This window comes from Flaviaestuariibacter flavus, from assembly GCF_004337505.1.
Classification (GTDB): Bacteria; Bacteroidota; Bacteroidia; order Chitinophagales; family Chitinophagaceae; genus Flavisolibacter; species Flavisolibacter flavus.
The window spans coordinates 1-13,659 of sequence record NZ_SJZI01000042.1 but is presented as its reverse complement, the minus strand read 5'-3'; the positions used below and the strand labels follow the sequence as shown (position 1 = coordinate 13,659).

9 protein-coding genes are annotated in these 13,659 nt (G+C 59.1%); 1 reads left to right on the top strand and 8 read right to left on the bottom strand.

The features are described 5' to 3' along the window. Window positions 1–130 precede the first annotated feature (130 nt). From metH to EPD60_RS07985, 7 genes are all read right to left on the bottom strand, one after another. The gene (gene metH / locus EPD60_RS08010; RefSeq protein WP_243647786.1) at window positions 131–2,860 is read right to left on the bottom strand and encodes a methionine synthase; all 2,730 of its coding nucleotides are present in this window, start codon (window positions 2,858–2,860) and stop codon (window positions 131–133) included. Then, window positions 2,857–3,882: a homocysteine S-methyltransferase family protein gene (locus EPD60_RS16935; RefSeq protein WP_165871472.1), complete on the bottom strand. Its 1,026-nt coding sequence runs from the start codon at window positions 3,880–3,882 to the stop codon at window positions 2,857–2,859. Before EPD60_RS16935 ends, metH begins: the two co-directional genes overlap by 4 nt. A gap of 234 nt (window positions 3,883–4,116) precedes the next feature. Next, window positions 4,117–4,740, bottom strand: a complete 624-nt coding sequence (recR, locus tag EPD60_RS08005; RefSeq protein ID WP_131448588.1) for a recombination mediator RecR — start codon at window positions 4,738–4,740, stop codon at window positions 4,117–4,119. Window positions 4,741–5,114: 374 nt separating this feature from the next. Continuing rightward, window positions 5,115–6,533 carry an Ig-like domain-containing domain gene (locus EPD60_RS08000; RefSeq protein WP_131448586.1) on the bottom strand — a complete coding sequence of 473 codons (1,419 nt, stop codon included), beginning with the start codon at window positions 6,531–6,533 and terminating at the stop codon, window positions 5,115–5,117. 314 nt (window positions 6,534–6,847) lie between these two features. Further along, window positions 6,848–10,027 carry an ATP-dependent helicase gene (locus EPD60_RS07995; RefSeq protein WP_131448584.1) on the bottom strand — a complete coding sequence of 1,060 codons (3,180 nt, stop codon included), beginning with the start codon at window positions 10,025–10,027 and terminating at the stop codon, window positions 6,848–6,850. A gap of 328 nt (window positions 10,028–10,355) precedes the next feature. Beyond that, window positions 10,356–10,673 carry a GIY-YIG nuclease family protein gene (locus EPD60_RS07990; RefSeq protein ID WP_131448582.1) on the bottom strand — a complete coding sequence of 106 codons (318 nt, stop codon included), beginning with the start codon at window positions 10,671–10,673 and terminating at the stop codon, window positions 10,356–10,358. Window positions 10,674–11,389: 716 nt separating this feature from the next. After that, window positions 11,390–12,145 carry a DUF6261 family protein gene (locus tag EPD60_RS07985; RefSeq protein ID WP_131448491.1) on the bottom strand — a complete coding sequence of 252 codons (756 nt, stop codon included), beginning with the start codon at window positions 12,143–12,145 and terminating at the stop codon, window positions 11,390–11,392. 517 nt (window positions 12,146–12,662) lie between these two features. On the opposite strand from EPD60_RS07985, the gene EPD60_RS07980 reads away from it, so the two are divergent. Next, entirely contained in the window at window positions 12,663–13,049 is a 387-nt protein-coding gene (locus tag EPD60_RS07980) for a GxxExxY protein (RefSeq protein ID WP_131448487.1), read from the top strand. A 260-nt stretch (window positions 13,050–13,309) separates the two neighbouring features. Here the strand turns inward: EPD60_RS07980 and EPD60_RS16930 are convergent. After that, window positions 13,310–13,659 (bottom strand): DUF6799 domain-containing protein (locus EPD60_RS16930; protein ID WP_317126048.1); only part of this gene is annotated, 350 nt, incomplete at its 5' end.

Sequence of the window (13,659 nt, the reverse complement as noted above, 5' to 3'; positions counted from 1 at the left end):
ACGGTCAGTCTTCAGATCGGGGAGTTTGCTTCGCTCCGCTCGCAATGACGGCCGGAGGCCGTCGCTTCGCGCTCTACCAAATGCAGAAGGCGACGCCCAAGCGTCGCCTTCTGCATTTAATCTTTCCAAATTATTCGAGCACGGGCCGCAGCCACTTCTCCGCTTCCGCGATCGTCATGCCTTTGCGCTGCGCGTAATCTTCCAGCTGGTCGAGGCCGATCTTGCCGAGCCCGAAATAGTGGCTTCCGGGGTGGGCGAAATACCAGCCGCACACCGAGGCCGGCGGGTTCATGGCCAGGCTTTCGGTCAACTCGATACCAATGTTTTCGCTAGCATTAAGCAGCGAAAACAGCTTCAGCTTTTCCGTGTGATCGGGACAGGCCGGGTAGCCCGGCGCCGGTCGGATGCCTTTGTATTCTTCACGAATGAGTTGCTCGTTGGTGAACTGCTCTCCTTGCTCATAACCCCAATACTTCTTCCGCACCTGCTCGTGCAGGCACTCGGCAAAGGCCTCTACAAAACGGTCGGCCAGTATCTGCACAAGGATCTTGTTGTATTCGTCGTGGTCGGCGGCAAAGCGGTCGATGTGCTCGCGCGCACCCTGGATGGTGACGGCGAAGGCACCCATATAATCGGTCCCGCGCTCCTCTCCTTCAGAAGGGCTCGGGGCCTGGGCCTGGGCGGGGCCAGGCTTAACAAAGTCTGCAAGAGAGAAGCTAGGCTGGCCGATGGCTTTCTTGAGCTGCTGGCGCAGGCTTTCAAGCCGGACCTCTCCATCCTTCGTTTGCAGCGTGATCGTATCCCGGTTGTTGGAAAGCGCCGGCCAGAAGCCGATGACGCCGTTGGCCGTGAACCATTTTTCCCGCACGATCGTATCCACCATCTTCAGCGCATCGGTGTGCAGGCGCGTGGCTTCGGCACCAAAGATGGGATCGCTCAGCACCTCGGGGAAGCGGCCCGGCATCTCCCAGCCGATAAAGAACGGCCCCCAGTCGATGTAGCGGGCGATCGTGCCCAGGTCGAATTCATGAAACACCTTTACGCCATCCACAGCCGGCTTCACAGGCATATAGCTTTTCCAGTCGAAACGCTCTTTGGTCACCACGGCCTCCTCGTAGGGAATGAGCACCTTCTGGCGCTGCTTGCCCAGGAACTGCTCGCGCAGCCCGTTGTATTCTTTCGCCGTATCCTTCAGGAACTGTGCGCGGTTGTCCTGGCTGAGCAGGCTGCTCACCGCCGTTACCGAGCGCGAGGCGTCGAGCACGTGCAGCACGCCGCCGTCATACTCCGGCGCGATCTTCACCGCCGTGTGCGTGCGCGAAGTGGTGGCCCCGCCGATCAGCAGGGGCTGTTTCATATTGCGGCGCTTCATCTCTCGGGCAATGTGCACCATCTCGTCGAGCGAAGGTGTAATGAGCCCCGAAAGCCCGATCACGTCCACGTTTTCTTTCTGGGCTGCGTCGAGGATCTTATCCGCCGGCACCATCACACCCATATCGATCACCTCGTAGCCATTGCAGCCCAGCACCACGCCCACGATGTTCTTGCCGATATCGTGCACGTCGCCCTTGACGGTAGCCATCAATATTTTCGCAGCGCCCGCCGGAGAGATCTCCCCGCGCGCGGCGCGCTCTTCTTTTTCCTTTTCAATATAGGGCGTCAGCACTGCCACGGCCTTCTTCATCACACGGGCACTCTTTACCACCTGGGGCAGGAACATCTTGCCCGAGCCAAAGAGATCACCGACCACGTCCATACCGGCCATCAGCGGGCCTTCGATCACGTCGAGGGGTTTCGGGTACTTCTGGCGTGCTTCCTCCGTATCGGCATCGATATACTCGGTGATGCCGTTCACCAGCGCATGCTTCAGGCGTTCCTCCACCGTATTGTTGCGCCAGGCTTCATCCTTCACTTCTTCCTTGCCCTTCGCCTTTACCGTTTCAGCAAAAGACACGAGGCGCTCCGTCGCATCGGGGCGGCGGTTGAGGATCACATCCTCGCAGAGCTCCCGCAGCTGCGGCTCGATCTCGTCGTACACCACCAGCTGCCCGGCATTGACGATGCCCATATCCATACCGGCACGGATGGCATGCAGCAGGAACACCGAGTGGATCGCTTCCCGCACGTGGTCGTTGCCCCGGAAGGAGAATGATACGTTGCTCACACCGCCGCTAATCTTGGCCAGCGGCATCTTCTGCTTGATGATACGCGTGGCTTCGATGAAGTCTACCGCGTAGTTATTGTGCTCCTCGATGCCGGTGGCTACTGCGAAGATGTTGGGGTCGAAGATGATGTCCTGCGGATCGAAACCCACTTCTTCCGTGAGAATCTTGTAGGCACGCCCGCAGATGTCTACACGGCGCTGCAGCGTATCGGCCTGCCCCTGCTCGTCGAAGGCCATCACCACTACAGAAGCGCCGTAGTCGAGACAGATATGCGCCTGGCGCACAAACTCGCCGACGCCCTCTTTCATGGAGATGGAGTTGACGATGCACTTGCCCTGCACGCACTTGAGACCGGCCTCGATGATGGCAAACTTCGAAGAGTCGATCATGATGGGCACCCGCGCGATGTCGGGCTCAGCCTGCACCAGGTTGAGGAAGGTGGTCATGGCGTGCACCCCGTCGAGCAGGGCGTCATCCATGTTCACGTCGATCACCTGGGCGCCGCTCTCCACCTGCTGGCGGGCAACGGAGAGGGCTTCCTCGTATTTGTTTTCGCGGATGAGGCGGGCGAATTTCTTGGAGCCGGTAACGTTGGTGCGCTCACCTACGTTGATAAAGTTCGTTTCGGGACGTACAACGAGCGGCTCGAGGCCGGCAAGGCGCAGGTAGGGATGGATCACTGTGGGTTCACTCACGATGCTAATTCTTTTTCGAGTGTCGGTAATGGTCTTGGCTTGATGGTGCGCACCTGCTCCGCGATGTGGCGGATATGATCGGGCGTGGTGCCGCAGCAGCCCCCCACGATATTCACGAAACCTTCTTTCGCCCAGTCTTCGATGAAGTGCGCGGTGTCGGCGGGATGCTCGTCGTATTCACCCATGGCGTTGGGCAGGCCGGCGTTGGGATAGGCCGAGGTAAAGCATTCGGCAATGGTGCTGAGCTCTTCGATGTGCGGGCGCATCTCTTTGGCGCCAAGGGCGCAGTTGAGGCCGATGCTGAGCGGGCGCGCATGACGCACCGAGGTGTAGAAAGCCTCCAGCGTCTGCCCGCTGAGCGTGCGGCCCGAAGCGTCGGTGATGGTGCCGGAGATCAGGATCGGCAGCTCCTTGCCTGTTTCGCGGAAATACTTGCGGATGGCGAAGATCGCCGCCTTGGCGTTGAGCGTATCGAAGATCGTTTCCACCAGCAGCAGGTCGGCGCCGCCGTCCACGAGGCCTTTTACCTGCTCGTAGTAGGCGTCGGCCGCCTCGTCGAAGGTGAGCGCCCGGTAGCCGGGGTTGTTGACGTCGGGGGAAAGGGAGAGCGTTTTATTGAGCGGACCGATGGCGCCGGCCACCCAGGGGCTGTTATTTACCGCGCCGGGGTTGGCGGCCACGTATTCGGCTACGGCTTCCCTGGCTACGCGCGCCGCGGCCACGTTGAGCTCGTAGGCCAGCGACTGCATGCCGTAGTCTTCCAGCGACACGCGCTGCGCATTGAAGGTGTTTGTTTCAATGATGTCGGCGCCGGCCTCCAGGTACTGGCGGTGGATGCCGCGGATAATGTCGGGCTGTGTGAGGCACAGCAGGTCGTTATTGCCCTTGAGGTCGCTGGGCCAGTCGGCGAAGCGCGCGCCGCGGTAATCGGCCTCCTGCAGCCCGTGCCGCTGGATCATGGTGCCCATCGCGCCGTCGATGATAAGGATGCGTTCCTGCAGGGCCTTGCGTATATCTGCCATAAAGAAATGATTTAGCAGCGGCGGCTGCCCGGCAGTTGGGACAATAAACGTAGGGGAACCATTAAAGGAGGGGAGCCTGCGTTTATTAGTTCTGTGGAGCCGAACAATAAACAAATCCGCTGTGGGTGCAAAGATAAGGCAATAGAAAATTTATAATGGATATTGTCCAATGCTTAAGTAGCGATGAACTCACTACAACATTGGACATTAAGATTATTGATTAAACATTGCGCCTCAGCGCGCTGCCTGCGACACATAGCTCTCGATCGGCAGGCGGTTCTGCAGCGAGCGGGCCAGGGTCATCTCGTCGGCATATTCGAGCTCGCCGCCAAAGGCGATACCGCGGGCGATGGTGGTTACCCGGCAGGTAGCGGGCAGCTTCTTCTGGATATAGTAGATGGTAGTGTCGCCCTGGATCGTGGGACTCAGCGCGAAGATCACCTCGGCCGTCTCTTCCTTGGCGATGCGGTGCACCAGCGTGTCGATATTGAGCTGCGATGGCCCCACGCCGTCGAGCGGGGAGATAACGCCGCCGAGCACATGGTAAGTACCGCTGAACTGCTGCGTGCTTTCGAGGGCGATGACGTCGCGGATATTTTCCACTACGCAGATGAGATCCTGCTTGCGCATCGAGTTGGAGCAGATGGAGCAGATATCAGCATCGGCCACGTTGTGGCAGCGCTGGCAGAACTTGATCTCGCCCCGCATCCGGCTCATGATCTCCGAAAAATGCTGCACTTCCTCGGGCTCCTGCTTCAACAGGTGCAGCACGAGGCGCAGGGCCGTTTTGCGCCCGATACCGGGCAGCTTGGCGAACTCGTTGACCGCGTTTTCAAGAAGGGCTGAGGAAAATTGCATAAGGCTCCAAAGATACAAAATATAGGCCCGGGAAGTGGTTAAAAAGGCATCAAAAAAGGGCCGCTTTGACGACAGAAAATGATGATTAACATTCTCTTGAAACCCGCTACAGGCAAGGCATCCGTGTACGCTAGCCTATGCGAGTAGAGGCCGCCCCGTGCCATTGATGCATTGCCCTTTCCGGGGACGTTTTTATTTAACGCGAAGGATATTTTTAGGGAGCCGGACTATAGTTCGGAGACTCTGCTGCCTCACGGAAGGGGAATCATTTCTTCTGATCGAAGTTGCGAATGAAAGAATAGGATCGGTAGGTACAAGAGAAGCGGTCAAAACCAGGAACCAAGATCTGAGATCGGAGATCCGAGATCTTCAGATTATCTCCGTGGCATATCCGGCACCGCGATCTCGATCTCGTTTTCGATATCCGGCTTCACCACCAGGCGCCTGTCTACCGGCACCACGATCTCGGGCTGGCGGCGACCATTGAAGAAAGCACCGGGATCCCATTTACCGTTGCCATTGGTGTCGAAGAGCACCCGCAACTCGTAGTCGCCCGGGATGAAGAGCGCCCGCGACAGCTCACCCGAGCCGATCGGCGCCGAGAACACCACGCTGTTGTTCTGGATCATCTGCAGCACCGGGTTCAGGCCCGCCTTCACATTGCGGAAGCGCAGCAGCAGGTTGCCGTAGTCGGAGGTCTTTTTTGCCGCAAAGCGCAGTGTATCGTTGCGCAGCTGGCTGCGGCCGGTGGTGTCGGTAGCAAAATCCTTCCCGAGGATGAGGGCATAGCGCTCGCCGCTGGCCCAGGCGGCCCGCACCGCCAGCACGCGGCCGGTGCTGTCGAGCGAGAGGCGACGCGGCACCTCCGTAAATACGCTATCGCGCACGAGGCGCACCTTACCGCTGTCGAGGCTGCGCACCCGGTTGTCGAAGTTGATGCGGTAGTCGCCCTGCAGCTCCTGGGCGGTGGTGACGGCCGGGGTATACTTAAGGCGCCGGTCGGTGGCGGGCTGCGGCGCGGTGCGGGCACCATTGGCGCCGGCGGCCGCAACAGGCTGCTCCACGTAGGCGAAGAGCCGCAGCTCAGGGGCGCCGGGACGCACCACGATGGGCGAATCGGCAAAAGCGAAAAGCTGGCTCTTGCTCAGGTAGCGGCGGGTGCGCGACTTATCGTCGAACGCATAAACCGCAAAAGTGCCGCCCGGCAGGTTGCGGAAGGTAAAGTTGCCGCTGCCGTTAACACGGGTGATGTAGCGGGGCGACTCCAGCACCACGGCGCTGTCGCGCAGGTTGCGGTAGAGCGCCACCGTAAGTGTCGTGTCGATGCCACCCGTTTCGGCCAGCTGCACCGAGCCGCTATAGGTGAGCGAGTCGAGCGCCGGGCCGGTGGAAAAGGTATACGTGAAGTTGCGGAGCGTGTTGCCCTCGTTGATGTCTTTGATGGCCCCGTCGAAGTTAAAGCTGTAGGTGGTGTTGGGTTCGAGGCTGTCCTTGAGCTCGATGGTAACCGTACGCAGGCGCGTGCGGACATCCGGGCGCTTCGTATAAAGCGGCGACATCACCAGCTCGCCGCCGCCCTCGCGGCTGATATCCACAAACTCGTCGAAGGTGAGCTCGATGGTGCGGGTGTTGACGTTCACCGCGCCTTCGGCGGGTGTGGCCTTCACCAGCTTCGGTGGCAGCGAGTCGCGCGGGCCGCCCTGCGGCGGAATGATGGTGGCGCAGCCCGTGCCGCCCGTAAGGGCCAGTACGCCGCCCAGCGCGGTAATAAAGAGGAAAAATGCCTTCTTCATGGAGAAGGCAAACTTAACGTCTTTCAGGGCAATGGCGGATAGCGACGGGTTAAGGAAGGGCTAAAAGAAGGTTTTATGGTTCTAGGGTTCTGAGGTTGCAGGTAACGGGCGAAGCGACAGCGAAGCTGTCATTGCGAGCGGAGCGAAGCAAACTCCGGATTTACGCAGGGCGTTCGAAGCCACAAGAATTTGCCAGCTGAAGCTTTTACTGGCTACGGTCAGTCTTTTATTCAGGGAGTTTGCTTCGCTCCGCTCGCAATGACGCCAAAGGCGTCGCTTGCGCGACGCCTTTGGCTCCAGAATTCAATTCTTTCCTAATCCACCACCCGCAGGAGGCTCCGCTTATTCTCCTCCTCATCCAGCTTCAGTTCATGGAGCGCCACAGCCATCTTGTTGGTCTTCACAAAACGGCACCAGTGGCAATCTTCCGAGCCACAGCCGGTATAAAACTTCTTCTCCTGTATGGCCGCATAGGTATCGCGGATCTGCGCCTTCACATCCTGCAGGTCCATCTCGTTGATCAGCACCTCCTCGCGCACGTATTCCTTCTTCTTATTGGGCTCCACGAAGTCGAACACCACGCGCTCCACGTTCCATTCGGGCTTGTAGTTGCCGATCATGATCTTGTAAAACACCGCCTGGCGCCAATAGTCGCCACCGGCGGGGATCTTCGGGTTGGGGCGGGCAAACTTCTCGTTGTTCTTCTCGGGGTCGCCGGTCTTGTAGTCGACGATGGTGACGTTGTTGCCGCTGAACTCGAGCTTGTCCAGCTTTCCCTTGAGCAGGAGGCCATCCACGTTCACGCTCTTCACGTTGTGCTCGATGAGCACGAACTTATTGAGGTGCGCCACGTGTCGGTTGTAGTACTGCTTCAGGATTTCGAGGCCGTATTCCATGCGGCGCGCAAACTGCTCACGGGTAAAGCACTCGCGGTTGCGGTTCATATACCAGGTGAAGTCGTTGAGGAAGTCGTCGAGCTGCGGGAAGTTCTGCTGCTCGTCTTTCTTCATCTTGACAAAAAGCTGCTCCAGCGCATGGTGCACGGCCGATCCGAATTCAGCCGCTTCGTTGCGCGGCGAGGGAATGCGCACCACGTTCTTGAAGTAGAACTCCAGCGGGCAGCGCAGGTAGTTGTTGAGCGCCGACACGTTCATCTGGAAGTTGCCCAGCACGCGGTTCAGCAGTTCCTCTTCCAGCGGTGCCACCTCGGGCGCGAACACGCCCGTGAGCTGCAGCACCTGGAACTCAGCGATCGTTTCTTCCGGCAGCTCCTGTGCCTGCACGGGCAGCTGGTGCTCCTCGAAGATCTCGGCGATGAACATAGAGGCTTCCAGCAGCTTGCCTTCGTCGGTGCTGTTGGAGAAAGAGATGTACAGGTGTTGCTTGGCGCGGGTGAGCGCCACGTAAAAGAGGCGGCGCAGCTCCTCGGTGTCGTTGCCCTTGGCGCTGGAGGCGAAGAGGGTGTCGGGGAAGGCGAAGCCGGAGAAAGGCTTGCGCTTCTTCTCCCAGGAGGAGGCCGTAGAGCCGGCGAGAAACACGTGGTCGAACTCGAGGCCCTTGGAGCCGTGCGCGGTAAGCAGGTTTACGCCGCGCTCGTGGCCCGCCACCTGCACCAGCGGCAGCACGAGGCCTTCGCGGCGCATCAGCTCGATGCGGCCCATGAAGTCATCCAGTGTTGCATAGGGGTGGCGGCGCGTTTCGTCGCGGAGGTGATTGTAGAAGCCGGTGACGAGCTGCAGCAGCCAGCCGCGCTCGGGCGAATCCATGATGTGGCCGAGGAAGCCCGCCTCGCGGAGCACGCGCTCCAGCAGGTTCTGGAGCGTTTCGTTTTTCACGGCGCCGATGAGGCGCTCGAGGATGTGCACCGTTTCGCAAATACGCGGGTGCAGGCCCGAGTCGAAAAGGTCTTTGGGTTGCGCCTGCTCGCACACATAGCGGCGCAGCGAGGTCTTGTCTTTGCCGCGGGCGTTGTAGTTGAAGTCGCTCACCTCGATGGCGGCCTTGGCGATGGCCAGCGGCGGGATGCCGAACCACTCGTAGTGGAGGATCTCGAAGAGGAGGCCGTCGCCGCCGTAGGGCGTGTCGTGCTCCGCGCAGAGGTAGTCGAGCACGCGCAGCAGCTGCTGGATGAGGGGCTGCTCGAGGATATTAAGGTTGCGGCGCGTGTAAAAGGGAATGCCCTTGAGGCGCAGGTATTGCGCCAGCTCCTCGCCGTACTTGTTTTCGCGGTAGATGACGCCGATCTCGTTGGGCGCCACGCCGTCGGCGATGAGCTTTTCGATGCGCGTGGTGATGCCAATGAGCTCCTGTCCCTGCGTGCGGTAGGCGTGCACCTCCGGACCGTGCTCCAGCGCGGCGAGGGCTTCGTTGGAAGCTCTCAGGTCTTTCGAAAGGCCGCCCATCTGCTTCACGAGGCGCTCCTCGTTGCGGTCGATGAGGGTTTTGGAGATATCGAGAATGGGTTGCGTGGAGCGGTAGTTGTTGGTGAGCACTACGGTCATGAGGTCCTGCCCGAAGGAGGAGCCGAAGGCCATCATGTTTTCCACGTTGGCGCCCTGGAAGCGGTAGATGGATTGATCGTCGTCGCCCACCACGAACACGTTGGGCTTGTCCCAGTAATTAATGAGCAGCTCCACGATTCGGTTCTGCGAGCCCGAGGTATCCTGGTATTCGTCAACGAGGATGTACTGGTATTTCTCCTGGTACTGGCGCAGCAGGTCTTCGTTTTCCTGGAAGGCCGCGATGACCCAGTTGATCATATCGTCGAAGTCGTAGCGGTTGCGCTGGCGCATCATCGTCTGGAACTTCGTGAACTCCTTGCAGGCGGCCAGCAGCTTCTGCATGCGCTCTTCCTGCTCGGCGATCTTGTCGGTGCGCACGTCGCCCTTCTTGAATTCCTTGGTGGCGCGCTTGCAGATGTATTCGTCGCGCTCCGGCAGGCTCTTGAGGTACTCGTCTACCTTCTGGCAGATGAAGTCGGGGCTCCAGCCTTCGCGCTTCATGAGCGAAAAGAGGTTTTGCAGCGAATGCATCTCGAAGTACACGTCGCCGCGGTAGCGCTTGAGGGGATGGTCTTTGCCGAAGCCGTCGATCAGCTCTTTGAGCAGCTCGATGCGCTCCAGGTCGGAAATGGGGTCGAGGGCGGTCTTTTCAAAGAGGCCCAGGTTGTCTTGTATAACGTCGTTGCAGAAGGCGTGAAAGGTGTGGATGGCCACGCGGTAGGCATCCGGGCCGATAAATCCGGCGAGGCGGCGGCGCATGGCCACCACGCCCGCGTCGGTGTAGGTGAGGCAAAGGATATTATCGGGCTCGATCTGCGCGTCGGAGAGCAGGATGCGGCCGATGCGCGCCGACAGGATCTGCGTCTTGCCCGTGCCCGGCCCCGCGATCACCATCACCGGCCCCTCGATCTGGTCCACCGCCTTCTTTTGCTGTTCGTTGAGGCGTGCGTATTCAGTCTGGAATTTCTCGAGCAGTTCGGTGCGGTAGGCCATAGGGAAGGTTCTGGGGTTTTGAGGTTCTGGGGTTGGTTTGGGAGAGGGTAAAGGTAGGAAGAGTTGCTAGGATTTTTAGCAGGATCCAATGAAGCGGCTTGGGATGCTTTATTCGGACGAAACAGAAACCGGGAAATTGATATTCAGGTAATGCTGCAACAGCCTGTAGGGTATAACGGTAAGAAAGCAGCGCGGCGAAGACCAGCTATCGCGGCCTGAAGGGGCGCCATATAGGTTACATCCGGCGAAGCCGGGCGCCCGTGTTCATCATCAATAACCCTGCCCAAGCCCATAGCAACCTATCAGGCGCCATGGCTTCCCGACAGCATCAGGGCTTGTCACCTGGAATAACATTGCGAAAACTCCCTTCAAGAAACACCCACCCCGGATTCACCGACCCCACCAACGCCTCCTTCCTCCTCCGCGGCCAGCTTTTGATTTGCTTCTCGCGGGCGATAGCTTCCTGTATCCATCCAAATTCTTCGTAGTACAACAGGTGGCGCACCCGGTATTTTTTGGTGAAGCCGTCATGAGTGCCACCCGCATGCTCCTGCAGGCGCCGCGCCAGGTCGTTGGTGACGCCGGTATAGAGCACCGTGCGCCCTGCATTGGTAAGGATGTAGACGAAGTAGCGGTGTTCTTTCATGAATCAAAACTCCAGCTGCCTGCTGGAATAACCCGGTGAAAATCCCATTGAATTTCTGTTGTTTTCAACAGCACCTCCTGTTGAGGTATACGCAACACTTACCGTGCGCCCCGCACACGCATCTACCGGCTACACTAAATCCTTTGCGGGGCGCACTTATCTCTTATTGAGCTATTGTCATCCTGATGCGCAGCATCAGGAACTTGCCGCGGAACAGGCCTCGCTATTAAAGAGTCTTCTTGTCCTGGCACTTCCCTGCGCCCCGCACACGCATCTACCGGCCACCTGAGTGTCTCGCGGGGCGCACCTTTTGAACAATAAACGCTTTGTCATCCTGATCGCCTGCGATCAGGATCTTAACGGCGCAGAACGTCTCTTCCTGGCAGTACTTACAGAGCTCCTGACGGGAAGCACAAGATGCCACCCGTAACCAAGGCCCCGACCCTTTCCAGTAGGTACAGAGACCCGCTAATGCTTCGCATCAGGATGCCGCTTGCGATCAGGATCTTGCCGGGCATCAGCAGGCCGCCTCCTACTAGTACCTAGAGAGATCCTGATGCTGCGCATCAGGATGACAAACCCTCTTTTTAGAAAAAGAAACCGGCCCGACCGGCATTCCCGCACCGATTGATTGGTGGCGGGCCGGCCGCAGCATTATTAAAAAGCAAAAGCCACTGCACCCGCAGCGGCTTTATTATTACAATCCATTAAAGAATTCACGCCTCCGCCGTTCCCTCCTTCTCCTTCCTCGCCTCCTTCCTTCCTTTCCTGGCACTCACAATCTCCCGATACTCCTGCGTCAGTATCTCCACCAGCTTCACCATGCGGCCCCAGGGTTCGGCGCCTTCGGCGGTGTGGTAGAAGCCATCGAGCTTGTTGAGCAGGTTCTCGTAGGCCACGCGCATCTCGTCGCGCTTCTGGATCATGGTGTAGGGGATGTCTTTGTCGACTTCGAGGGCGGCGCGCTCGAGGAAGAGGGCGTCGAACTCTTTGTTGGTGCGGTCGAGGGCGTCGATCCAGGTGCGGAGGCCGAGGGCAGCGACGGCGGCGGCGCAGTCGGGGTCCTCGCGGAAGTCGCGCACGAGGGCGTTGATGATGGCTGTCTCCTGCTGGTAGTTCTGCTTGTAGATGCGGGGCCCGTACACCTCGAGACGGCGGTCGAGGAGGGCGGCCTGCTCGCGGAGGGCTTCGTCGGGGTTATAGCAGTGGCCCTCGCAGAGGTCCTGCAGCCCGACTACGAAGTCGTCGCGGCGCCCGTCCAGCTGCACGAGCTTCTGGGTGAGACGCGAGGCGTGGTCGCGCTTGAAGAGCAGGCTGATGTCTTCGAGGTGCGCGGCAACGCTGGCCTTGGCGCCCAGCATGACGGCCGGCATCGGCAGCGGGTCGGTGTCGATGGCCTTGAGAAGCTGGGTGAAAAACTGGATGAATTCCTCGTTCGTGAGCGGGGTTAAGTGTAAAGCTTTTGATCTCATATGACAAGGGTTTTTTGTTCCTATTAAGTTACGGCAGGGATTGGGCCTTTGCAAGCGGCGGCCCGTTTCTTTTTGCACCCTTGTTGCAGGCGCCGGCGGCGCGGGGCTGCTGCGCCCGGAAGAAAGGGCCGCGCCCATGGCAGCGGGCTACTGCGCCCGCGCAAAAGCGCCCGCCATTTTGGAGGAGCCTTTCTTCCGCGCGCAAAAGGGCGCTCCGGATTGGAGCAAGGGTTCTTCCACGCGCAGAAAGCCCGCGCCGGCTGGAAGGAGGTTTCTTCCCGCGCAAGTGGTTTTTTTCTCGCAGAGAACACGGAGCGTTTCGCAGAGGGCACGGAGGCCTTCGAGCTACCAACATTTAGGTTGGGAGGCACGCTTAACGGTAGCTACCCTTGCGCTGTAACGGAGACAGCGAGAGACGCCCTACGGGCGGAGGGGGGAGATTTCCATGGGAAAAAACCCAGGAAATTCTGTTGTTTTTCACATGGAATCCTGTGCTGGCTGCCGCAGGTTTGGGGGTATGGAAAAAGAAGAACTCAACCAAATCGGCGGCGCCATCCTGGATGCGTCTATTTATGTGCATAAGGCCTTAGGTCCCGGGTTGCTGGAATCGGCTTATCAGAAAGCCCTTGCTGTTGTATTGCGCAAGCGCGGCTTCCGGGTCAGCACCGAAGTTCCGATCACCTTTATTTTCGAAGGCGAAGACCTGGGCGACGTCTATTACATGGACCTCGTGGTAAACGACGAAGTCATCATTGAGCTAAAAGCAGTGAAGGCGCTGGAGCCGGTAGCGGAATCGCAGATGCTCACCTACCTCCGCCTCCACGAAAAGAAGCTGGGCTACCTGATCAACTTCAACGTATCCCTCCTGAAGCACGGTTTCCACCGCTATGTCCGCAACTGGTAACACCTTCGTAGTAAGGTGGTAATGTATCGGCAAAGTCGTCACCAACCAACTCCGCCCGCAGGGCCCCTCCCGCTGTCTTGAGCAGGAAGTTGATTGCCAGCAGCAGGAATGTCTCCAAACCTTTCTGTTGGTAGCTCGAGCATCTCCGTGCCCGCTGCGAAACGCTCCGCGCCCTCTGCGAGAAATATTCCCGTGGACCAAGCCAAAAAAATCCCCGCGAGCAAACAGCCCGCGGGGATCTTTATTGCTAAAAAGAACGCTTATTGATCCTTCTTATCGGGAGTAACGGCGTCCTTCACCTTGCTGCCCACTTTTTCGGCGGCATGGCCCACCGCCTGGGCGCCTTTCTTCACGCCGGTCTTGGTGGCATCCCAGCCGTGCTCGATGGCGTTGCCCGCCTTGTCGAAGAAGCGTCCGGCCTTCGTTACGTGTTCGCCTTCTTCGAGGTCGCGGTTTTCACCGTTATAGGTTACGCGGCCCTGGGAGTTCACCGTGGCGCCATTGTCGAGACGTACCTCGGAGGTCGAGCTCGTCCACTTGCCATTGTGGTATACCACCACCTTGCCGTTGTGGCGGCTCACGTCGCCCTCGGAGGGCGCATAGGCCTGGT

What these genes read in the sequence shown, in the direction of transcription:
- EPD60_RS08000 (WP_131448586.1), bottom strand. Translation starts at nt 6,533, where the DNA reads ATGAAGAAGGCATTTTTCCTCTTTATTACCGCGCTGGGCGGCGTACTG.
- EPD60_RS16935 (WP_165871472.1), bottom strand. Translation starts at nt 3,882, where the DNA reads ATGGCAGATATACGCAAGGCCCTGCAGGAACGCATCCTTATCATCGAC.
- EPD60_RS07985 (WP_131448491.1), bottom strand. Translation starts at nt 12,145, where the DNA reads ATGAGATCAAAAGCTTTACACTTAACCCCGCTCACGAACGAGGAATTC.
- EPD60_RS07980 (WP_131448487.1), top strand. Translation starts at nt 12,663, where the DNA reads ATGGAAAAAGAAGAACTCAACCAAATCGGCGGCGCCATCCTGGATGCG.
- EPD60_RS07995 (WP_131448584.1), bottom strand. Translation starts at nt 10,027, where the DNA reads ATGGCCTACCGCACCGAACTGCTCGAGAAATTCCAGACTGAATACGCA.
- EPD60_RS07990 (WP_131448582.1), bottom strand. Translation starts at nt 10,673, where the DNA reads ATGAAAGAACACCGCTACTTCGTCTACATCCTTACCAATGCAGGGCGC.
- recR (WP_131448588.1), bottom strand. Translation starts at nt 4,740, where the DNA reads ATGCAATTTTCCTCAGCCCTTCTTGAAAACGCGGTCAACGAGTTCGCC.